This window comes from Qipengyuania xiamenensis (genome assembly GCF_019711495.1).
GTDB lineage: Bacteria > Pseudomonadota > Alphaproteobacteria > Sphingomonadales > Sphingomonadaceae > Qipengyuania > Qipengyuania xiamenensis.
In genome coordinates this window covers 79,878-97,401 of the sequence record NZ_JAIGNM010000003.1, presented here as the reverse complement: position 1 = coordinate 97,401, position 17,524 = coordinate 79,878, and the positions used below count along the sequence as shown (strand labels likewise).

The following is a 17,524-nucleotide window of genomic DNA, read 5'->3' as shown; positions in this document are numbered from 1 at the left end:
TTCCTCCCGCGCGAGACTACCTCGCGCGGGGACCTGATGCAGATGCTAGCGGGAGGTTGCGCAAGGGGCAAGCACGGGGTTGACCTTGCGAGCGCGTGAAACTAGATGCGCGGCCTCTGATGCAGGCGTGAGGCGATTCTGGCCCGCCCGCTTCAGCTGATGCCCCGTCGTCTAATGGTAAGACTACGGACTCTGACTCCGTCAATTGAGGTTCGAATCCTCACGGGGCATCCAACACTTCCCCATCTCTGCTCGCTTTCCTCAAGGTGCGCCTGCGCCCTCTATGGCGGCGACGGCGCGTACGAAATCTACGCAGGCGCCGATGCCGATATCGTGGTCGGCGGCTGGGGCAACGACATTCTATTCGGCATGTACGGGAACGACCGGCTCATCGGTGGTGCGGGCAACGACTTGATCATCGGTGGTCGCGGCAATGACTAGATGACAGGCAACGGCAGTTTCGACACCTTCTTCTACAGAGGCGCGCCGATCGGCGGTGAGGCCGATACGATCACCGACTTCACCAGCGGCGAGGACACGATGGAATTCGACGCTGCCTCTTTCGGTTTTACCTCGGGCGGCGAACTCGATCTTTCGGCTTTCCAGCTCGGCATTAGCGCCGACGATGCCGACGACCGTTTCATCTACGACCAGGCCAGCGGTGACTTGTTCTTCGATGCCGGCGGCAATGGGGCAGGGGCACAGTTGCTGATCGCCATCCTGGGTGCAGGAACGGCCTTCGCGGCGGACGATATCTTCCTCTACGAACCTGCCAAGGCGGCAGGTGCAGAGGCGCTGGCGAGCGCGGACATGATCTTGCTCTGACCGGCGCTGCCGGAAATCATCACCCGGCTGGACCACGCACGCCAAAACGCCTAGACAGCACCGCATCCCCGGGGAGCCAGCGTTGGCTGAGAGGGAGGTCTCGCGCCCTCCGACCCGTCGAACCTGAACCGATTAGCATCGGCGGAGGGAGTGGAGCGGCGCCAGTAAACCGCTCTCCGTCCGCCCTATGGAGAGAGCACGCATGGCCGACATCAACAGCAAATTCGACATCGGCGTCACCACCGGACCCATTCGCGGCAGCCGCAAGGTCCATGTCGGCGCGAAGTCGGGCAGCGGCATCCAGGTCGCCATGCGCGAGATCGACCTCGAGGGCGGCGAGCCCGGCGTGCGCGTCTACGACACCTCCGGTCCGTACACCGACCCCGATGCGACCATCGACATCCGGCAGGGTCTCGAACAGAAGCGCCGCGAGTGGATCATGGCGCGCGGCGATGTCGAGGAATATGATGCGCGCGAAGTGAAGCCGGAAGACAACGGACAGCTCGGCCCCGACCGCAGTGGCGGCGTCCCCGGCTTCCCCAATGTCGCCAAGCGCGTCCTGCGCGCCAAGCCCGGCGCGAACGTAAGCCAGATGCACTATGCCCGCCGCGGTATCATCACGCCCGAGATGGAATATGTCGCCGAGCGCGAGAACCTGGGCCGCGAAATGCTGCGCGAGGAAGCCGCCCGCCTGACAGCGCGCAACGATGGCCAGCCCTGGGGCGCCGAGCTGCCCGATTACGTCACCCCCGAATTCGTCCGCGACGAAGTGGCGCGCGGCCGCGCGATCATCCCCAACAACATCAACCACCCAGAAACCGAGCCGATGGCCATCGGGCGCAACTTCCTCGTCAAGATCAACGCCAATATCGGCAACTCCGCCGTAGCATCCGACGTGGCTAGCGAAGTCGACAAGATGGTCTGGTCGATCCGTTGGGGCGCGGACACGGTGATGGACCTTTCCACGGGCCGCAACATCCATGACACGCGCGAATGGATCATCCGCAACAGTCCCGTCCCCATCGGGACCGTGCCGATCTACCAGGCGCTCGAAAAGGTCGGCGGCATTGCCGAGGACCTGACGTGGGAGATCTTCCGCGACACGTTGATCGAACAGGCCGAGCAGGGCGTCGACTATTTCACAATCCACGCCGGCGTGCGCCTGCCCTATGTCCCGATGACCGCGAAGCGCGTCACCGGCATCGTGTCGCGCGGCGGCTCGATCATGGCGAAATGGTGTCTCGCGCATCACAAGGAGAGCTTCCTCTACGAGCGCTTCGACGAGATCACCGAGATCATGAAGGCCTATGATATCGCCTATTCGCTGGGCGACGGCCTGCGCCCCGGCTCCATCGCCGACGCCAATGACGAAGCCCAGTTTGCCGAGCTCTACACGCTGGGCGAGCTCACCAAGCGCGCCTGGGAGCAGGACGTGCAGGTGATGATCGAAGGCCCCGGCCACGTGCCGATGCACAAGATCAAGGAGAACATGGACAAGCAGCTGGAAGCCTGTGGCGAAGCGCCCTTCTACACGCTCGGCCCGCTCGTCACCGACATCGCGCCGGGTTACGACCACATCACCAGCGGCATCGGCGCAGCGCAGATCGGCTGGTACGGCACCGCCATGCTCTGCTACGTCACGCCCAAGGAACACCTCGGCCTGCCCGACCGTGACGATGTGAAGGTGGGCGTGGTGACCTACAAGCTCGCCGCCCACGCCGCCGACCTTGCCAAGGGCCACCCCGCCGCCAAGGTCCGTGACGACGCACTGTCGAAGGCCCGCTTCGAATTCCGTTGGCGCGACCAGTTTAACCTCAGCCTCGACCCCGACACGGCCGAGCAATACCACGACCAGACCCTCCCCGCAGAAGGCGCCAAGACCGCCCACTTCTGCTCGATGTGCGGCCCGAAATTCTGCTCGATGAAGATCACGCAGGAAGTGCGCGACTTCGCGGCAAAGCAGAACTCGGACAGCTATCTGGCGAGCGAGAACATCAAGCGCGAGACCTCAGCCGAAGAGGCCGAGCAAGCGCAGAAAGGCATGGAGGAGATGAGCGAGGTTTACCGCGAGAAGGGCGAGAAGCTGTATTTGCCTGAGGATTAAATCGGATCAATCCATTCCGTGGTAGGAGGCGGAGCTTGCCCCGCAAGGCCGAAATTGTTCTGAATATACAGATGTATGTTCACTCGCGTGGCGATAGACTGCGGACCGGTTGAGATCCCATTTGGAAGGTTCAGGGCAGTTTTCTCGATCATCCCTTTACCCCAAATTTGAGGACGATTATCCCACTCAGGTAGTCGCGTGATCCGTTCTGCGGCTTGTTGGAAATCCCACTGGTTCTCTTTGGAACGTGAGATGATCCAAGTTCCGCGAGTGGGAAAGTCTATCTGAGGCAAAGGGCGATTCCCGCCCCCATCATATCTCCGCGGCTTAGTGCTTGCCCAATCTCCATAATACATCTGGTAATTCCCGAATTGGCCCCGAAGATTTTCGAAAAGCAGACAGCGGCGAAGGCTGCGGGAATGAGCCGCCAGTCGGCCTATGGCCTGCGCGCGCGATTGAATGGGGAGCCGTTCGACCTTGCGTGGAATGCCGCGCTGCGCTGTCGCTTCGATGCGCTGGCGGAGGCCGCGATGGACCGGGCGCTGAACGGGGTGGAGGTGCCGCACTTCTACAAGGGCGAGCTGATCGGCACCTCGCGCCGCTATGACGAGCGGCTGACGGTGGCGCTGCTCGCCATGCAGGAGCGGTTTCGCGGGCCGCGCCACTATGGCTCGCACCCTGCCGCCTTGTTCGAGGCGCAGGACTTCGGCCCCTTGCTAGAGCGCGTGGAGAGCGGTCCCGAGACCTGGCAGGATGAAATCTACGCCCGCATCGAAGACAATCTGCTGGAGGTGGGCGAGGACGGGGATGACGGTTTTGAGGATTGGGAGGCGGATTGATCTTGCCCGCGTGTCAACTTCGCTCGATCCTGCAAAACCGCAGGATTTGTGCGGGTCCCAGCCGGGAAGGGCCGGCCGGTGAGGTGTCAACTGTGTCAACTTCGTCCCAGCTTGACCAGAACAAGGTCGAGCGATTGAAGGTAGTTCGCCCGTGCACGTCTTCCATGATTGAAGAGTGGCCCAAAGGTGCCGATGCTGGCAGAATTGAAGCTCTTACGGTCGTGGCGCAGCACGCGGGCTGCCGCCTGTCTTGACGGCCATCGCATTTGCCAGAACACTCAGCCGTCATGACCCAAACCGAAACCAACCGCTCGCTCATCACCAAGGCCTTCGAAGGTTTGCGCCATGGCGATCCTTCGCATTTCATGCCGCTATTCGGAAAGGATATCGAATGGCGTGTGATGGGATCGTCGGCGTGGTCGAGGCACGCAAAGGGCCTCGCCAATGTCGAGCGCGATCTCGTCGGGCCGCTGTTTGCGCGGTTTGCGGGGCCGTATCTCAACATTCCCGAGTTGATCCTTGCCGATGGCGACCATGTCGTCGTGCTCGCGAAGGGCGATGCCGAGACGGTCGAGGGCAAGCGCTACGACAACGACTATTGCTTCGTCTTCCGGATGAAGGACGGCAAGATCGTGGAAGTGCGCGAATACATGGACACGATCCTCGCCGACGCGGCACTCGGCACGTAGCGCTCCGCTTCGGATTCCGTTTTCAAGGTGAGGTGGTAGCTATCGCCGCGCATGTTCCCATCTAGCTCGGATAAGGAGATTGCCCATGCGCCAGCCCGCCCTTTTCATCGGTCACGGCAGCCCGATGAACACTCTCGAAAGCAATGGCTATACGCAGAGCTGGGCGGCGATCGGGCGGAACCTGCCCAAGCCCAGGGCGATCCTTGCCGTTTCCGCGCACTGGTATTTCGGTGCCACCGCCGTCACCGCGATGGCGCAGCCGCGCACGATCCACGATTTCTACGGCTTCCCGCAGGAGCTTTTCGATGTCGAATATCCCGCGGCGGGCGATCCCGAGCTGGCGGGGCGCATCCAGGAGCTGGTGAAGCCCGAATGGATGGGGCTCGACCGCGACCAGTGGGGGCTCGATCACGGGACGTGGTCGGTGCTCAAGCACATGTATCCCGATGCCGATGTGCCGGTGGTGCAGCTCTCGCTCAACGCCACGCGGCCGATCGAATATCACTTCGAGCTGGGCCGCAAGCTGGCGAAGCTGCGCGAGGAAGGCGTCATGGTGCTGGGCAGCGGCAACGTGGTGCACAACCTGCGCCGCGTGGAATGGGACAAGCCGGATAGTGGGACCGAATGGGGCCGCAGGTTCGACGATGCGGCGGGCGAGCAGCTTCGCAGTGCGCCAGAGGACATCCTCAAGCTGCGCGAACATCCCGATTACGCGATGGCGGTGCCCACGCCCGACCATTTCCTCCCGCTGCTCTACCTCGCCGGTATCGCGGCAGAGGAGGCCTCGAAGGTCGAGACCCTGCTCGAAGGCCATGCGCTCGGATCGATCAGCATGACGAGCTATGGCATCGATGCCCATGTCAGTCTCGCCAAGGAGCCGCATTGCGCGGCGCAGCTGCCCGAGGGCGTGCCGCCCGACCAGAGCAACATCTGACCATGCGCAAACCCGGCGACTTCCGCGGGGCGATGCATTAGGCTGCGCGGCTAGTAGACGATGGCCGACTATCTGATCTTCTTCGCCCTCGTGCTGGGCATCAACCTGCTGCCCGCCTTCGGGCCGCCGACCTGGTCGGTCATCGCGCTCTACGCCTTCAACAGCGACCTCGAGCTTGTCCCGCTGGTGCTGCTCGGCGCGATTGCCGCTGCGACCGGGCGTTTCCTGCTGGCGCATGCGACGCGGCTATTGGGCGCGCGGTACCTGTCGGAAAGGATACAGGCGAACCTCGATGCCGCGCGCGAGGCGCTGGAAAAACGCCGCCGCAACAGCCTGCTCGCGCTCGGCCTCTTTGCGCTGTCGCCGGTCCCGTCGGCGCAACTGTTCGAAGCTGCAGGGCTGACGCGACTGCGCCTCCTGCCATTCACCGCCGCATTCTTTGCAGGCCGCATCGTGAGCTATTCGATCTACGGTTACACAGCGCAGGGCATCCGCTCGACCAGCATGGGCGAGGTCTTGCGCGAAGGGCTGGGCAGCACGTTCGGCATCGCGATCCAGGTGGCGATGCTCGCCGCACTGGTGCTGCTGGCACGCATCGACTGGCGAAAGCGGTTTGGGCTGTAACTTGCGCTTTTCGCCCCTTCCATCCCGTCCGATCGTCCCCATGTCGGTAGGTGAGGGGACAGAAAGAGGAGCGAACCGCTATGCAGGTCCAGTTCAATTCCGACAGCAGCGTCATGGGTACGGACAACGTCGCCGAGCGCATCAAGACAAGCGTACGGGACAAGCTTTCACGGTTCGAAGAGCGGCTGACGCGGCTCGAGGTGCACGTCCACAACGACCACCGCCATACGCACGGGCATGATGACAAGGCCTGCACGATCGAAGCCCGCCCGCGTGGCGGCAAGCCTGTCGGCGTGACCGAGCATGGCTCGACTGTCGACGATGCGGCGCGCAAGGCCGCCAAGACCCTAGCCCAGCGGCTTCAGCGCCACTTCGGCAGGGAATCCAAGCACAGCCACGACCAGCGCCCCGACAAGGTGATGTAAGCAGCAAGAGGAAGGCGGCGCCGCGCGAGTGTGGCGCTGCCCGCCTACTGTTCCTTGTGGTGCCTCCACCACATGATGGCCCACGCCGCTATCGTCAGGGCAAGCAGGCCGATCTTCGGGTTCACCACCTGGTAGTTCAGGAACATGGCTCCGTGCAGCGCGAGATAGATCGCGATCAGCACCAGGCCCGCCTTGCGCCGCGCGGCGAGATAGAGCGCGGCGCCCGAAGCCAGGATCACGCCCATCACGGTTATCAGGCCGAAATAGAACGCAACGCTCCACGCCATGAAGGCCTGCGCTTCGTGCCGCGCGAGGAATGCGCGGGTTTCATCGAGCGCCTCGGCCATTTCGCCTACTGCGGCCCACCAGCCGAGCTCTGCCCCCAGCATGGCACCGCCGACACCGAGGCGGACCAGCCCGAAGGCGAGAAATCCCAGGGCGAGCAGGACGGCGAGGATGCGGAGCCATTTTGGCGCGAGAGGTGAAGTCATGGTGTATTGCTAATCCAATACACCTGCGGGGTCAACTGCCGCGTCCGAGACCCACCATGATGCGGTCGAGCGCCTGCAGGAAGCGCGAGCGGTCGGCCTTGCCGAAGGGCGGCGGACCGCCCCCCACGCCGTCCATGCCCGCGCGCAAGTCTTCCATGATCGCGCGGGTCGCCACTGCCGAACCGATACTGGCGAGATCGAACGGCTTGCCGTTGTGCGCGAGGACCGTAGCCCCGGCCTTGAGGCACCGCTCTGCCAGCAGGATGTCGGCGGTGACCACCACGCTGCGCGGACCGGCATTGTCCGCGATCCAGTCGTCCGCGGCATCGAAGCCGTCGCTAACTACCACGCGCTTCACCCGCTCGCTGACCGGTACCCTGAAAGGCGAATTGCTGACCACGCGGACATGCGCCTTGTAGCGCTGGGCCACGCGATAGATTTCCTCCTTCACGGGGCAGGCATCGGCATCGACGAGAATGGTGACGGGATCGCTCATCCAGCAATCGTTAGGCGTTTCGCCCCGCGCGTGCTACCGCGCCGCTGCTGACGTCGAAATTTGCGACGGACTTCGGATTTTGACGACGCCGCTTGCCGCAGAGCCCAGTGCTCATGGCCCCGGCGAAAACCAGACGACGACTTCCTTTCTTCGGACGATTTTAAGCACGACCGCGAGCGCATGTCGCGCGGCGGCAACTCTACGTTCTCGAAAGGAACATCATATGGCCAAGACCGGCACCGTAAAATTCTTCAACGCCGACAAGGGTTACGGCTTCATCCAGCCCGACGACGGTTCGCCCGACAGTTTCGTGCACATCACCGCTGTGCAGGCTGCAGGCATGCAGACGCTCGATAAGGAACAGCGTCTCAATTACGAAGTCGAGCAGGGACGCAACGGCAAGGAAAGCGCCGTGAACCTGTCGGCTGCGGACTGATCCGCATGCGATAATGCGCACCGGGCCGGGCATCCCGGTTCCGGTGCGCACTTAAATTCCCGATCTTCCAGCGGAGCCATCCACGCATGAGCCAATCCTACGAATTCTACTGCAGCCGCGCCGAGGAGGCAGCTGCGGATGCGAAAGCCGCAACCCTAGCGAATGTACGCGAGCGCGCCCTGAGATCGGAAGCGACATGGCGTGGCCTTGCCGAACAGGCACGGGCGGTTGCAGAGCAGCGCCAGAAGATCGAAGAAAAGAAGGCCGAAGAACGCGCGGCGCTGGAAGCGCAAGTCAACTGATCGGTCTGGAAGGAAACTACCGGCCCTAGCGCGCCGGTCCTCCCCGAAACTTGCGACCCGGCCACCAGTCGGGATCGAACCACTGGCATTGCATGTCGGGGCGCGCATCGGCGAGCGCCATGAACCCTTCGAAGGTCGCTACCGCCTTGGCGCATTCCAGCTTGGTCAGGCTGCGGCAGGTGATGAGGGGTGAGAGGTCTTTGTCCTTGACCGAGGCGCTTACCAGCGAAAGCTCGCGGAAGACGAAGTCGTCGAGCGGATCGAGGCTCTCGATCTTCTGCGTGGTATTGATCGAACCATCGAGCTTCAGCATTTCCAGCCTGTTCTTCAGCGGCAGCATCCAGCGCAAGTCATAGAGGTGCTTGGCATTCTCGATCTCCAGCCTAACCAGTTTGGGCAGACGCGTGATCGGTGCGAAATCCGTGATGTTTCGCGGGGAATCGATCCTGAGGCGCTTCAGCTTCTGGAGGCGGACCAGGCCTTCGAGTGAAGTCGCGGTCGTGGGCCATTGAAGTTCGAGCCATTCGAGATTTTCGAGCTCGCAGATCTCGTCGAGAAAATCCTGGTTTACTGCGTGCGCAACCAGCGTGCGTAGCTTCTTGCGGGTCGAAATGCCGCGAAACGAGTTCTTGTCGCGCGCGTGCATTCCCATTTCCGCTTCAGGCGAAATTCCCAGCTTTGCACTGAACTCGTCCGGTTCGCTCATCGCCACCCTACCTGCCATGTCCAGGCCGGATGTAACACGTAAGCGGTCACCGGCGCGACCCGCTCGATAAGGTCGTCCGATAGGCTTTCGATGGTGCAGAAACCGACCTTCGCCAGCAGATCAACGCCTCGTCGCGACCTCGGCTCGCCTCGACATAATATTGCCGAAATTCGAAACATCCGCAGCGGCCGGGCGTTCGTATCTTGAAGCACCAGCCGGGTGAGCCGGCTGTCGTTATGCTTAAAAATACACGCAAAAGGGAACTACCATGAACAAGCTGACCATTGCGCTCGCCTCTGCCGCATCGCTGGCAATCGCTGCCTGCGGTGAAGCACCGGCCGAAGAAGATTACGACAACACTGCGGACACGACCGTGAATGCCGAAGCGGAAGCAGGCACCATCGTCGAAGTCGCCCAGGGCAACGAAGATTTCTCGACCCTCGTGAGCGCTGTCACTGCAGCCGGACTTGGCGAAACGCTGTCGGGTGAAGGCCCGTTCACCGTCTTTGCACCGACCAATGACGCGTTCGGCAAGATCGACGAAGCCACGCTGACCGAACTGACGACCAACGACACCGAAACGCTGGGTGCGATCCTCCAGTACCACGTCGTCTCGGGTAACGTCGACGCAGCCACGCTGACGCAGGCCATCACCGAAGCCGGTGAAGGCGGTTACACCATCGAGACCGTCGGTGGCGGTACGCTGACGGCCAATGTGGTCGACGGCAACGTCGTCCTGACCGATGCAGCAGGTGGCACCTCGACCGTCACCGCGACCGATGTCGCAGCATCGAACGGCGTGATCCACGTGATCGACACCGTCCTGATGCCGCAGTAATCGCGCCTGATAGACGCCAAAAGAAAGGCGGCCCTTCGCGGGCCGCCTTTTTCTATGGGCACATGTCTATGTGACCGAGCCTATTCGCGGGCAGCCAGGGCAGCGGTCACGTCGATGGTCTTCGCGTTGCCGGTGCTCGGCTCGCGCGGCGAGGCGGGTGCTTGCGGTTCGTTTATCGCGGCAGGTTCGGCAAGCGCCATCGGTGCTTCGGCACGGGTCATGCGCTGGCTTGTACCTGCTGCCGGAGCCGCCTGCTGGCGCTCTTCAAGGCGGACCTGGTATTCGGCGCGGCCACCGGTGAAGGCGAGCAGCGCCTCTTCGCGAGCGAGCCGTTCGGCATCGGCGGATGCGTAGAAATCACCGTATTCGCCTGCGAGTTCGACGCGATCACCGCCGCGCTCTTCCCACCAGACACCGTCGCTCGACCCGCGCATGCGACCGTGAAGTGCAAGCTCGGCTACTTCGATCGTGCCTTCGGGCGTTTTCAGGGGGTAGTGGTCGGGCGGGCGTTCGCCGGTCCGCAGCCCGGCATTGCCGGCGGTCACCATCTGCGCTTCGGGTAGCGTATCGTAGCGATCGCGTTCGAGGATGCGGCTGTCGCCGATTGCGGCGCCGCTGAGGGCGCCTGCCATGGTAATCAGGGCTACCGCACCCGCAATATGGGGGGCGTATTTCATTGTCTGTCTCCGCAAGATGCGTCTTGCTGTCCAAACGCTCGACCGCTCGCAGGCGTTCCTGAGGCTCCGGTGCCCCGGTTTCACCCCTCCTTAACGACGCGCGGTAAAGGCGATGCAATGGTTTGCCGTCACAGTTAATGCCACAGTGAGAAATTGCCGCTATGGAATGCGCGCGAACCCCTCGGCGGGTAAGATTCAGAGTACGGACCAGCGATGCACGAGCTACAGACACTTTTCGCGACCCAGGAGGGTGAACAGGCCTGGGAAGCCGAAATGCGCCAGTCGTTCCACGAGGGCGACCTGGAGAACCTGCGCAAGTATCTGGTGATGTCGCTCGAAGCTCTCGACACGCCTCTCGCGCAGCAGTGCCTCGCGACAAATTCGCGCAGCATCGAGTTCGAAGGCTGGGACGATCTCGCCGACGCGATCGAGATCAACGAAGGTGATCCGATTACCGGCGTAACGATCGCCATCGCCAATGATCCGGACAAGGCCTTCGACAAGGGGCAGGAAATCCGGCCCTACATGCTGCTGGGCATCTATGGCGACGAACCCTTCGCCTTCAGCAAGGCGAATACGCCCCAGCTGCTCGCCGAAGCTGCCAATCCGGAAGGTCCGGCTTGGGCAGGCTATGACGAGGACATCGAGGTGTTCCTCGACTGTGAGGGGCTGGACGCGCTCAACACGGCGCTCGTCTTCCACAAGGAACGCCATTTCTTCCGCGACGAAGCGCCTGAACAGGCACCGCGCCGCTATGTCGAGTTCGTGCTCGCCTGCTGGTGGCGCGCGCTGCTGTTCCATGAGGCGGTCCAGCACACCAGCCGGTCGCGTCCGCTTCCCGGCGGTGTCCCCGTGCTTGCCGGCATGGTCGACATGCGCCCCGAAGTTATGATGGTCCACGGCATCGAATGGCGCGAGACGCTGGGCGCAAATGCCGAAGCGCTTGCCGGCGCCGAAATGCCCGAAATGCTTCCCGAGAGCATGATCAGCCGCAAGGAAGTGGTCGAAGAGAAGGCCCCGACCGGCCTCGATCTTCGCCGCCGCGTGGCCGAAGCCGAACCGGAAGAAGAAGTGCCGGAAAAGAAGAGCCTGGTGGGCAGGCTCTTCCGCAAAGGCTGACCCGGCGACGTTGACAGCCGACCTCGTGCCGCCCACCAGCGGCGCATGGCGGACGGACACACTTCGTGACAGCGGCACTCGATCAGGCAGAACAGGCACTTCGCTCCGGCAAGGTGGCCGAAGCCTGCGCGATCCTTGAAGGCGCGTTGTCGACCCAACTGTCGCAGGGTGAGAAAGCCGAAGCGCTTTCCATGCTCGGCATGGCCCGCCTGTCCGGTGGCGATCCCGCAAATGCATTGGCACCCTTGGCCGAAGCGGTCGCGCTCGATCCGGGCGAGGGCATGTTCCGCTATAATCACGCAATGGGTCTAGAGGCCGTCGGCAAGATAGCCGAGGCGATTGCAGAGCACCGCGAGGCGGTGAGGCTGTCGGGCGGAATGGCGCCTCTCGTGATTGCGCTGGTGCGGGCATTGATCAAGGGCGGAGCCTTCGCCGAGGCGGCCGAGCGGATCGCCCCGATTGCCGCCGCTCCGTCTGCGCCGCTGCAAGTGCGCCAGCTTTATGTCGAGGCGCTGCGCGGAAGCGGCGACCTGCATGGCGCATGGGATGCTATACAGCCCTTGCTGCTTGACGACATCGCCTCCGCCAATGCCGCGCAGCGCTCGGCAGCCTTGCTGGCAGCACGCATCGCGACCGATGCCCAGTATTACGAGAAGGCGGAAGAGCTGGCGGGTGGCCTTGTCGCCGCAGCTCCGGGGGACGCGGCGTCTGCGGCTGTTCTTGCTCCGCTCGTCCTCTGGTCTCAGGGCAGCGAGGCAGCGCGCCAGGTGATTGAGACCGCTATCGAGGAAAGCGGACCCAACCCGGATCTCCTGATCCAGCTGCTCGGCTTCGGAAAGGATGTGCCCGAGAGCGCTACCGACGCCGCTATCAGGCTGGCGGGCGATGAGCGGCTGCACCCGTACCACCGCGCGCAATTGTTCATGGCCCTGGCACAGCACAATGACCGCAAGGGCGATGCGGAACAGGCTTGGAACTATGCGGTCACCGGCAATCGCCTGTCGCCGTCGGGGGCGCGGCGTGACTGGCGCAGGCTGCTCGATGCCCAGCTGTCGATCTATCGTGACACCGCCGCAGTCGAGCAGGCTCAGGAACGCCCGCGCCACTTCTACCTGTGCGGCGCGCCGCGATCGGGCCAGTCGCTGGTGCAGTCCATCCTCGCGGCATCGCCCGCAGTTACTTCGGTCGGCGAGCGCGGGGCGCTGCTGCCCCACTTGCTCGACCCCAGCCAGAAACTTGCGGCGATGCCCCGAGCCGAGCGCGAGCGCTTTTTCTCACAGCTATCCGAGGCCGATAGGCGCGGCTTTGCCCGCCTGGCCGCATCGTCCTGCTGGATCGTCGACAAGAACCCGGTGCAGCTGGTCGTAGCCGGGGCGCTTGCGCGCATTCATCCCGGGGCGGTCTTTGCAGTGAATTTCCGCGATCCGGCCGATGTCGCCGTGTCGATATTCCTTCGCGGATTCTCGCCGTTCTACGATTACGCGACCGATCTTGGCGCGATCATCGACCATCTCGAACTGATCGCCGATGCGGTCGCTGCGTGGAGGGATGAGGGGCTGGAAATCCGCGCACTTTCGCACGAGGCGCTCGTCGCAGATCCCGCAGGCCAATCGCAGGGCCTCTTCGACTGGCTGGGTCTCGAATGGAACCAAGATTACCTCGATCCTACGAGCCGCAAGACACCAGTGCCGACTTTCAGCGCAGCGCAGGTGCGCGAGCCTATCCGCCCGGGCGTTTCGCATGGCAGCGCGCCTTATGCAGCGCACCTCGAACCCCATGCGCGCCAGCTCGATCGTATCCGCGAGAAGCAGGCGGCATTACTCTCGCAGCGCTGAGCTGCTTGCACCCGCGCTGCGTCCCGCTAGGTTCGCTCGCGCAAAGGGAGACCAGCCATAGTCAGCATTCGCGCCCGCCTCGTCGATTTCGCCCTGCCACTGCTCGGCATCAGGAAGTTTTTCGCCGAGCCCGACAAGCTTCTCGGCCGTATCGCGAAACTTCGCGAGCAGAAGCCGATCCGCCCGCGCGGCAAGTGGCACAAGACGTTCGATATCACCGAGGATAACTCTCACGGCTTTCCGGTGGTTACGATTACCCCGAAGGGCGGGGCACAGCCCGGCGCACCGCACCTGATGTACCTCCACGGCGGCGGATATGTCATGGACATCGCGGCGGTGCATTGGGACGCCGTGGCGTGGCTGTGCGAAGAGTTGGGAGCCTCGGCGAGTGTCCCGATCTATCCGCTGGCACCCGAGGTCACGGCCGAACGGACGCTGGCGGCCATGCGGTCGCTCTATGCCGAACTGGCAGAGCGCTATGGCGCGGACAATCTCACCGTCATGGGAGATAGTGCAGGCGGTGGGATGTCGCTCGCGCTTGCGCAGGAGATCGAAGCGGACGGCGGCGATCTTCCGGCAAGTCTCGTGCTTTTCTCGCCCTGGGTCGATGCGACCGCATCGGGCGAGGGGCAGAAGGAAATCGAAAAGCGCGACCGGATGCTGGCGGTCGCCGGACTGGACGCTTGCGGCAAGCTCTATGCCGGTGCGCTTCCTCTCGACGATCACCGCCTCAGCCCGCTGTTCGGCAAGCTCGACGGCCTACCTCCGATGGCGATCTTTTCCGGGACTTCCGACATCCTGCTGGTCGACGGACGGCGGCTGGCCCAGAGGCTGGAGGGGGTCGGCCACAAGGACTACATCTACCGCGAATACGAGCGCATGTTCCACGTCTGGATGCTGCTGCCTGTTCCCGAGGGTCGGAAGGCCCTGCAGGAGACGGTCGCATTCATCAGGAAACATCACGGAGACCGCAGCGAATGATCAGACAAGCCCTCCTAATCGCAGCCGCATCCGTGTCGCTGTCGGCCTGCCAGCCGGGCGAGGGAGAGCCGGGCGCTGGCCCGACCGATGCCTTCGACGCGATCGGAGCTGAAGAAACGATCTACTTCACCGGAACCGAACCATTCTGGGGTGGAGAAATTTCCCGTACCGACGCGCGCTATTCCACGCCTGACAATCCGGAGGGCACCACTTTCAGCGTCGCGAGATTTGCGGGCAATAACGGCCTCGGATTTACAGGTGCTCTCGAGGGCGCGCCGTTCGATCTCACCATCACGCCGGGGGAATGTTCCGACGGGATGAGCGACCGCACCTATCCGTATACCGCGACCCTGCTACTCGGTGGAGAGCAGCGCAACGGCTGTGCTTACACTGACACCCAGGGTTTTGACGGGCCCGAGAACCCGTGAGCGGGAATTCGCCGGTCGGGCGTGGCTGGAAGGCATTCTTCTGGGCCGCTGCCACCTATAATATCGTGATCGGCCTTGATGCTTTCCTCGATGCAAGTTGGGGTTCGCCCGACGCGGTGGGGGCGGTGCTGATCTTCTGCTTCGGCATCGTCTACGCCCTCGTGGCGCACGACCCGAGGCGGTTTGCGCCCGTGCTGGTCGCGGGGATAGTGGGCAAGGGGATGGTGATCGCGATGCTCGCGCCGCAGAACTGGTTCGGGAACGGGGAGGCCGCGATCGGACTTATCGTCGCAGGTGACTTGCTGTTCGCCCTCGGTTTCGCATGGTTCCTGATGACGGAGAGACGCAATGCGTGAGGTCCCTTCACGGGCACGAATGCTCGGGCTTGCCGGTCTGCTGCCGCAGATCGCCTGCCTGCTCGCGGTTTATCTCGGTCCGGCGGAGTGGCGGGAGGCGGCTCTCGTGATCGCTGCGCTCTATGCTGCGCTGATCCTCAGTTTCCTGGGCGGCACATGGTGGGGTCTCGCCGCCGGAGCACCCGCGGCCGAGAGACGGTCCGCGCTCGGCTGGCTGTGGATCGCAGCCGTGCTTCCAAGCCTGGTTGCGTTGGTCTCGCTCGCGCCGTTCGCACTCGGCTACACGGGTGCGGAACCGTCGCTGATGATGCTCGGAGGGGCGCTGCTTGTCTCGCTCGCCGTCGATGGCAGGCTCAGCGGCCTTGCGCCGCGCTGGTGGCTCAGCCTGCGTGTGCCGCTATCGATCGGGCTGGGCGTGCTGACCTTCCTGATCGCGCTCGGCTAGCTTTCGATGCCCGCCTTGGCGAGTTCGGGCCCAAGCCTTCCGGTCAACCAAAGCCACCACATGCGGAAATCCGCAGCGAGGCTCCACAAGGGGTAGGTGAAGGTCGCGGGGCGGTTCTTCTCGACCCCGAAATGCGCGATCCAGGCAAAGAAATAGCCCGCAACCGGCAGCGCGACGAACATCCACCACGTCCCCGTCAGCGCCGCAGCAATCGCGATCACGACGACCAGCGAGGTGCCGAAATAGTGCAGGGCCCGTGTCGCGGGCTTGGAATGCTCCCGCAGGTAGAAGGGCCAGAACTGCGTAAAGTTCGTGTGTTCGCGCATGCTCAGTAGAGACCCGGAAGTTCGCGCTGGACTGCGCTGGGGCGCTCGGGCTGCAGGATCTGCGTGGTGCCGCCGCGCTGTGCGATGGTATCGTCCTTTGCGGTGATGGCCGTACAGCTGCGTCCGGCAAGGAAATCGAGCGCGGTCGCGATCGATGCCTCGTTGGGGTCGCCGAACTGGGTGAAGATGTCGTCATTGGCGCGGCACGTGTTGGGCATCACGCTGGCGAGGCCATCGTAATAGTCACCCTGTCCAGCCGCATTGACAGTGCGGAATGCCACCGCGCGCAGGCGGTCGTCGCAGGCCGAGCGGTCGAAGGCGTACTGGCCGACAGGCTTGCCGTAGGTGTTTGCTCCGACCAGCGCGATGTTGCTGTTGAGATAGGGGATCATCGAATTGGTCACGAGCTCGCTGGCCGAGGCGGTGCCGCCGCGGCCGATCACCGCGAGCTTGGTCACGCCGATCTGCTCGGGAAGGTTCTCGAACAGTTCGGTCGAGTTCTCCGAAGACTTTGATGGGCGAAGCTTGGTTTCGGAGAAGATCTGTCCTTCCAGCCCGTCGCCCAGCAGGTCGCCGAGCAGGTCGGCCACCGAGACCAGGCCGCCGCCATTGTAGCGAAGGTCGAGGATGATCTTGTCGATGCCCTGGTTCTTGAACTGCTGGAACGCGTCACGCAGCTGCGGGCCGGCATCCTGCACGATGAAGGTGCGCAGGTTGATATAGCCCACGTTGTCCGTCCCGTCGTTCAGGACCACCGCGCCATAGCGGTCCGAGACCGGATCGAGCGGATATTCCGCCTTGGTGACGCTGACCGTGCTCTGCACGCCCGTCGGGCTCTGGATGATGAAGTTGCGGGTCACTCCGGGATCGGATGGGCCGAGCGCCTCGCTGACCGCTGCAGGGCCGCCGCTCGCCATCAGGTTCGAAACCGACTGGCCGTTGATCTGCAGCAGTTCGGTGCCGCGGTCGAAGCCTTGCGAGAAGGCGGGAGCGTTTTCGAAAGCCTCGGCAACGAAGACCCGGTTATTGACCGTGTCGTAGGTCAGGCGGATGCCGAAGCCGGCATTGGAGCCGTTGTTGATGAGGTCGGTCTCTTCCTCGATCGAGGTGATGTAGGTGAAGTATCGGTCGCGGTTCTGCGCGCGGGCCGGCGCAACCAGCGCGTCGATATAGCTCTGCAGGTCGGTGTAGTTCGACTTGTTGACGCTGGTATCGAGAAGGCCGGGGAACAGGTACCATTCCTGGAGCACCGACAACGCCCAGTCCTGCCGTTCCGACAGCGAGCAGGTTCCGCCGCCACCCACACCGCCGCCGCCGCTACCGCCGCCGAAGGTTCCACCTCCGGAACTGTCTCCGCCACCACAGGCGGCAAGAGACAGGGCAAGCGTTGCTGAAAGGAATGCGCGACCCGATTTCATAGTTGTTCTCCCCTCTCCGCGCTTGGTTTTCACGGAGCAATTCGGTGGGATAAGACTGCCCAATGAACAGATAGTGAGCAACCGAATTGTCAAATGATGCCCCCTCGGGGGCCCTTTCGGTGGAAAACAGGGCGGTTTGGACGCGAAAACGGTGCAAATTGCCCCCTGCGCCATAGCAATTTGCGGGTCGCTATGCCTAGCTTGCCCACCCAATGCGCAGATTGGCGCGA

Annotated in this window: 25 protein-coding genes, 1 tRNA gene and 1 riboswitch; of the genes, 18 read left to right on the top strand and 8 right to left on the bottom strand. The window is 63.3% G+C overall.

Annotated elements, in window-relative coordinates; translation table 11 throughout:
- Nucleotides 1-160 precede the first annotated feature (160 nt).
- The 4 genes from K3165_RS12000 (at nucleotide 161) to thiC (ending at nucleotide 2,929) form a co-directional block, all read left to right on the top strand.
- Nucleotides 161-234, top strand: a tRNA-Gln gene (locus tag K3165_RS12000).
- Nucleotides 193-441: a hypothetical protein gene (locus tag K3165_RS14235; protein ID WP_425594410.1), complete on the top strand. Its 249-nt coding sequence runs from the start codon at nucleotides 193-195 to the stop codon at nucleotides 439-441. Before K3165_RS12000 ends, K3165_RS14235 begins: the two co-directional genes overlap by 42 nt.
- Nucleotides 442-825: a hypothetical protein gene (locus K3165_RS11990; protein WP_221549132.1), complete on the top strand. Its 384-nt coding sequence runs from the start codon at nucleotides 442-444 to the stop codon at nucleotides 823-825.
- A 59-nt stretch (nucleotides 826-884) separates the two neighbouring features.
- Nucleotides 885-993, top strand: a riboswitch (TPP riboswitch).
- Nucleotides 994-1,027: 34 nt separating this feature from the next.
- Nucleotides 1,028-2,929: a phosphomethylpyrimidine synthase ThiC gene (gene thiC, locus K3165_RS11985; RefSeq protein ID WP_221549131.1), complete on the top strand. Its 1,902-nt coding sequence runs from the start codon at nucleotides 1,028-1,030 to the stop codon at nucleotides 2,927-2,929.
- Here thiC and K3165_RS14230 read toward each other — a convergent pair.
- Nucleotides 2,926-3,285: a beta family protein gene (locus K3165_RS14230; RefSeq protein WP_221549130.1), complete on the bottom strand. Its 360-nt coding sequence runs from the start codon at nucleotides 3,283-3,285 to the stop codon at nucleotides 2,926-2,928. The genes thiC and K3165_RS14230 overlap by 4 nt on opposite strands.
- Nucleotides 3,286-3,300: 15 nt before the next feature.
- Between K3165_RS14230 and K3165_RS11975 the strand changes: the two genes are divergently transcribed.
- The 5 genes from K3165_RS11975 (at nucleotide 3,301) to K3165_RS11955 (ending at nucleotide 6,440) form a co-directional block, all read left to right on the top strand.
- A complete protein-coding gene (locus K3165_RS11975; RefSeq protein WP_221549129.1) occupies nucleotides 3,301-3,768 on the top strand; it encodes a hypothetical protein in 468 nt (155 codons plus the stop codon).
- A gap of 287 nt (nucleotides 3,769-4,055) precedes the next feature.
- Nucleotides 4,056-4,457: a nuclear transport factor 2 family protein gene (locus tag K3165_RS11970; protein WP_221549128.1), complete on the top strand. Its 402-nt coding sequence runs from the start codon at nucleotides 4,056-4,058 to the stop codon at nucleotides 4,455-4,457.
- 85 nt (nucleotides 4,458-4,542) lie between these two features.
- Nucleotides 4,543-5,391 carry a 4,5-DOPA-extradiol-dioxygenase gene (gene ygiD / locus K3165_RS11965; RefSeq protein WP_221549127.1) on the top strand — a complete coding sequence of 283 codons (849 nt, stop codon included), beginning with the start codon at nucleotides 4,543-4,545 and terminating at the stop codon, nucleotides 5,389-5,391.
- Between the two features lie 60 nt (nucleotides 5,392-5,451).
- The gene (locus K3165_RS11960; protein WP_221549126.1) at nucleotides 5,452-6,015 is read left to right on the top strand and encodes a hypothetical protein; all 564 of its coding nucleotides are present in this window, start codon (nucleotides 5,452-5,454) and stop codon (nucleotides 6,013-6,015) included.
- An 80-nt stretch (nucleotides 6,016-6,095) separates the two neighbouring features.
- Nucleotides 6,096-6,440: an HPF/RaiA family ribosome-associated protein gene (locus K3165_RS11955; RefSeq protein ID WP_221549125.1), complete on the top strand. Its 345-nt coding sequence runs from the start codon at nucleotides 6,096-6,098 to the stop codon at nucleotides 6,438-6,440.
- A 44-nt stretch (nucleotides 6,441-6,484) separates the two neighbouring features.
- Here K3165_RS11955 and K3165_RS11950 read toward each other — a convergent pair whose 3' ends face one another.
- Both K3165_RS11950 and K3165_RS11945 read right to left on the bottom strand, forming a co-directional pair.
- The gene (locus tag K3165_RS11950; protein ID WP_221549124.1) at nucleotides 6,485-6,931 is read right to left on the bottom strand and encodes a hypothetical protein; all 447 of its coding nucleotides are present in this window, start codon (nucleotides 6,929-6,931) and stop codon (nucleotides 6,485-6,487) included.
- Between the two features lie 31 nt (nucleotides 6,932-6,962).
- Complete coding sequence (locus K3165_RS11945) at nucleotides 6,963-7,427, bottom strand: YaiI/YqxD family protein (RefSeq protein ID WP_221549123.1); 465 nt, start codon at nucleotides 7,425-7,427, stop codon at nucleotides 6,963-6,965.
- Between the two features lie 223 nt (nucleotides 7,428-7,650).
- Between K3165_RS11945 and K3165_RS11940 the strand changes: the two genes are divergently transcribed.
- Complete coding sequence (locus K3165_RS11940; protein ID WP_221549122.1) at nucleotides 7,651-7,863, top strand: cold-shock protein; 213 nt, start codon at nucleotides 7,651-7,653, stop codon at nucleotides 7,861-7,863.
- 86 nt (nucleotides 7,864-7,949) lie between these two features.
- Nucleotides 7,950-8,165, top strand: a complete 216-nt coding sequence (locus K3165_RS11935; RefSeq protein ID WP_221549121.1) for a hypothetical protein — start codon at nucleotides 7,950-7,952, stop codon at nucleotides 8,163-8,165.
- 25 nt (nucleotides 8,166-8,190) lie between these two features.
- Here K3165_RS11935 and K3165_RS11930 read toward each other — a convergent pair whose 3' ends face one another.
- The gene (locus K3165_RS11930) at nucleotides 8,191-8,871 is read right to left on the bottom strand and encodes a leucine-rich repeat domain-containing protein (RefSeq protein WP_221549120.1); all 681 of its coding nucleotides are present in this window, start codon (nucleotides 8,869-8,871) and stop codon (nucleotides 8,191-8,193) included.
- Between the two features lie 268 nt (nucleotides 8,872-9,139).
- Here K3165_RS11930 and K3165_RS11925 point away from each other — a divergent pair, with 268 nt between their 5' ends.
- The gene (locus K3165_RS11925; protein ID WP_221549119.1) at nucleotides 9,140-9,709 is read left to right on the top strand and encodes a fasciclin domain-containing protein; all 570 of its coding nucleotides are present in this window, start codon (nucleotides 9,140-9,142) and stop codon (nucleotides 9,707-9,709) included.
- 80 nt (nucleotides 9,710-9,789) lie between these two features.
- Here K3165_RS11925 and K3165_RS11920 read toward each other — a convergent pair whose 3' ends face one another.
- Nucleotides 9,790-10,386 carry a hypothetical protein gene (locus K3165_RS11920; protein WP_221549118.1) on the bottom strand — a complete coding sequence of 199 codons (597 nt, stop codon included), beginning with the start codon at nucleotides 10,384-10,386 and terminating at the stop codon, nucleotides 9,790-9,792.
- A 213-nt stretch (nucleotides 10,387-10,599) separates the two neighbouring features.
- Here K3165_RS11920 and K3165_RS11915 point away from each other — a divergent pair, with 213 nt between their 5' ends.
- Together K3165_RS11915 and K3165_RS14205 are read left to right on the top strand one after the other, a co-directional pair.
- Complete coding sequence (locus K3165_RS11915) at nucleotides 10,600-11,505, top strand: hypothetical protein (protein WP_221549117.1); 906 nt, start codon at nucleotides 10,600-10,602, stop codon at nucleotides 11,503-11,505.
- A gap of 65 nt (nucleotides 11,506-11,570) precedes the next feature.
- Nucleotides 11,571-13,340 (top strand): tetratricopeptide repeat-containing sulfotransferase family protein, encoded by a 1,770-nt coding sequence (locus K3165_RS14205; RefSeq protein WP_221549116.1) that lies wholly within the window; start codon nucleotides 11,571-11,573, stop codon nucleotides 13,338-13,340.
- Here the strand turns inward: K3165_RS14205 and K3165_RS14035 are convergent.
- Nucleotides 13,323-13,574, bottom strand: coding sequence for a hypothetical protein (locus tag K3165_RS14035; protein WP_247714127.1), 252 nt, complete (start codon nucleotides 13,572-13,574; stop codon nucleotides 13,323-13,325). The two genes, K3165_RS14205 and K3165_RS14035, sit on opposite strands and share 18 nt — an antisense overlap.
- Before the next feature lie 9 nt (nucleotides 13,575-13,583).
- Between K3165_RS14035 and K3165_RS11905 the strand changes: the two genes are divergently transcribed.
- The 4 genes from K3165_RS11905 to K3165_RS11890 are packed head-to-tail and all read left to right on the top strand — an operon-like array spanning nucleotide 13,584 to nucleotide 15,550.
- On the top strand, nucleotides 13,584-14,321 hold the full coding sequence (locus K3165_RS11905; protein ID WP_345721070.1) for an alpha/beta hydrolase: 738 nt from the start codon (nucleotides 13,584-13,586) through the stop codon (nucleotides 14,319-14,321).
- Entirely contained in the window at nucleotides 14,318-14,749 is a 432-nt protein-coding gene (locus tag K3165_RS11900) for a COG3650 family protein (protein ID WP_221549115.1), read from the top strand. The genes K3165_RS11905 and K3165_RS11900 overlap by 4 nt, the downstream gene beginning before the upstream one ends.
- A complete protein-coding gene (locus K3165_RS11895; RefSeq protein WP_221549114.1) occupies nucleotides 14,746-15,105 on the top strand; it encodes a hypothetical protein in 360 nt (119 codons plus the stop codon). The genes K3165_RS11900 and K3165_RS11895 overlap by 4 nt, the downstream gene beginning before the upstream one ends.
- Entirely contained in the window at nucleotides 15,098-15,550 is a 453-nt protein-coding gene (locus K3165_RS11890) for a DUF3429 domain-containing protein (RefSeq protein ID WP_221549113.1), read from the top strand. Before K3165_RS11895 ends, K3165_RS11890 begins: the two co-directional genes overlap by 8 nt.
- Here K3165_RS11890 and K3165_RS11885 read toward each other — a convergent pair.
- Both K3165_RS11885 and K3165_RS11880 read right to left on the bottom strand, forming a co-directional pair.
- Nucleotides 15,547-15,876 carry an Mpo1-like protein gene (locus K3165_RS11885; RefSeq protein WP_221549112.1) on the bottom strand — a complete coding sequence of 110 codons (330 nt, stop codon included), beginning with the start codon at nucleotides 15,874-15,876 and terminating at the stop codon, nucleotides 15,547-15,549. The genes K3165_RS11890 and K3165_RS11885 overlap by 4 nt on opposite strands.
- 2 nt (nucleotides 15,877-15,878) lie before the next feature.
- Entirely contained in the window at nucleotides 15,879-17,294 is a 1,416-nt protein-coding gene (locus K3165_RS11880) for a S41 family peptidase (protein WP_221549111.1), read from the bottom strand.
- Nucleotides 17,295-17,524: the final 230 nt, after the last annotated feature.

Bases quoted from the DNA above. Each gene is read 5' to 3' on its own strand.
- K3165_RS11990 (WP_221549132.1), top strand. From the start codon at position 442: ATGACAGGCAACGGCAGTTTCGACACCTTCTTCTACAGAGGCGCGCCG.
- thiC (WP_221549131.1), top strand. From the start codon at position 1,028: ATGGCCGACATCAACAGCAAATTCGACATCGGCGTCACCACCGGACCC.
- K3165_RS14230 (WP_221549130.1), bottom strand. From the start codon at position 3,285: ATGTATTATGGAGATTGGGCAAGCACTAAGCCGCGGAGATATGATGGG.
- K3165_RS11970 (WP_221549128.1), top strand. From the start codon at position 4,056: ATGACCCAAACCGAAACCAACCGCTCGCTCATCACCAAGGCCTTCGAA.
- ygiD (WP_221549127.1), top strand. From the start codon at position 4,543: ATGCGCCAGCCCGCCCTTTTCATCGGTCACGGCAGCCCGATGAACACT.
- K3165_RS11960 (WP_221549126.1), top strand. From the start codon at position 5,452: ATGGCCGACTATCTGATCTTCTTCGCCCTCGTGCTGGGCATCAACCTG.
- K3165_RS11955 (WP_221549125.1), top strand. From the start codon at position 6,096: ATGCAGGTCCAGTTCAATTCCGACAGCAGCGTCATGGGTACGGACAAC.
- K3165_RS11950 (WP_221549124.1), bottom strand. From the start codon at position 6,931: ATGACTTCACCTCTCGCGCCAAAATGGCTCCGCATCCTCGCCGTCCTG.
- K3165_RS11945 (WP_221549123.1), bottom strand. From the start codon at position 7,427: ATGAGCGATCCCGTCACCATTCTCGTCGATGCCGATGCCTGCCCCGTG.
- K3165_RS11940 (WP_221549122.1), top strand. From the start codon at position 7,651: ATGGCCAAGACCGGCACCGTAAAATTCTTCAACGCCGACAAGGGTTAC.
- K3165_RS11935 (WP_221549121.1), top strand. From the start codon at position 7,950: ATGAGCCAATCCTACGAATTCTACTGCAGCCGCGCCGAGGAGGCAGCT.
- K3165_RS11930 (WP_221549120.1), bottom strand. From the start codon at position 8,871: ATGAGCGAACCGGACGAGTTCAGTGCAAAGCTGGGAATTTCGCCTGAA.
- K3165_RS11925 (WP_221549119.1), top strand. From the start codon at position 9,140: ATGAACAAGCTGACCATTGCGCTCGCCTCTGCCGCATCGCTGGCAATC.
- K3165_RS11920 (WP_221549118.1), bottom strand. From the start codon at position 10,386: ATGAAATACGCCCCCCATATTGCGGGTGCGGTAGCCCTGATTACCATG.
- K3165_RS11915 (WP_221549117.1), top strand. From the start codon at position 10,600: ATGCACGAGCTACAGACACTTTTCGCGACCCAGGAGGGTGAACAGGCC.
- K3165_RS11900 (WP_221549115.1), top strand. From the start codon at position 14,318: ATGATCAGACAAGCCCTCCTAATCGCAGCCGCATCCGTGTCGCTGTCG.
- K3165_RS11890 (WP_221549113.1), top strand. From the start codon at position 15,098: ATGCGTGAGGTCCCTTCACGGGCACGAATGCTCGGGCTTGCCGGTCTG.
- K3165_RS11885 (WP_221549112.1), bottom strand. From the start codon at position 15,876: ATGCGCGAACACACGAACTTTACGCAGTTCTGGCCCTTCTACCTGCGG.
- K3165_RS11880 (WP_221549111.1), bottom strand. From the start codon at position 17,294: ATGAAATCGGGTCGCGCATTCCTTTCAGCAACGCTTGCCCTGTCTCTT.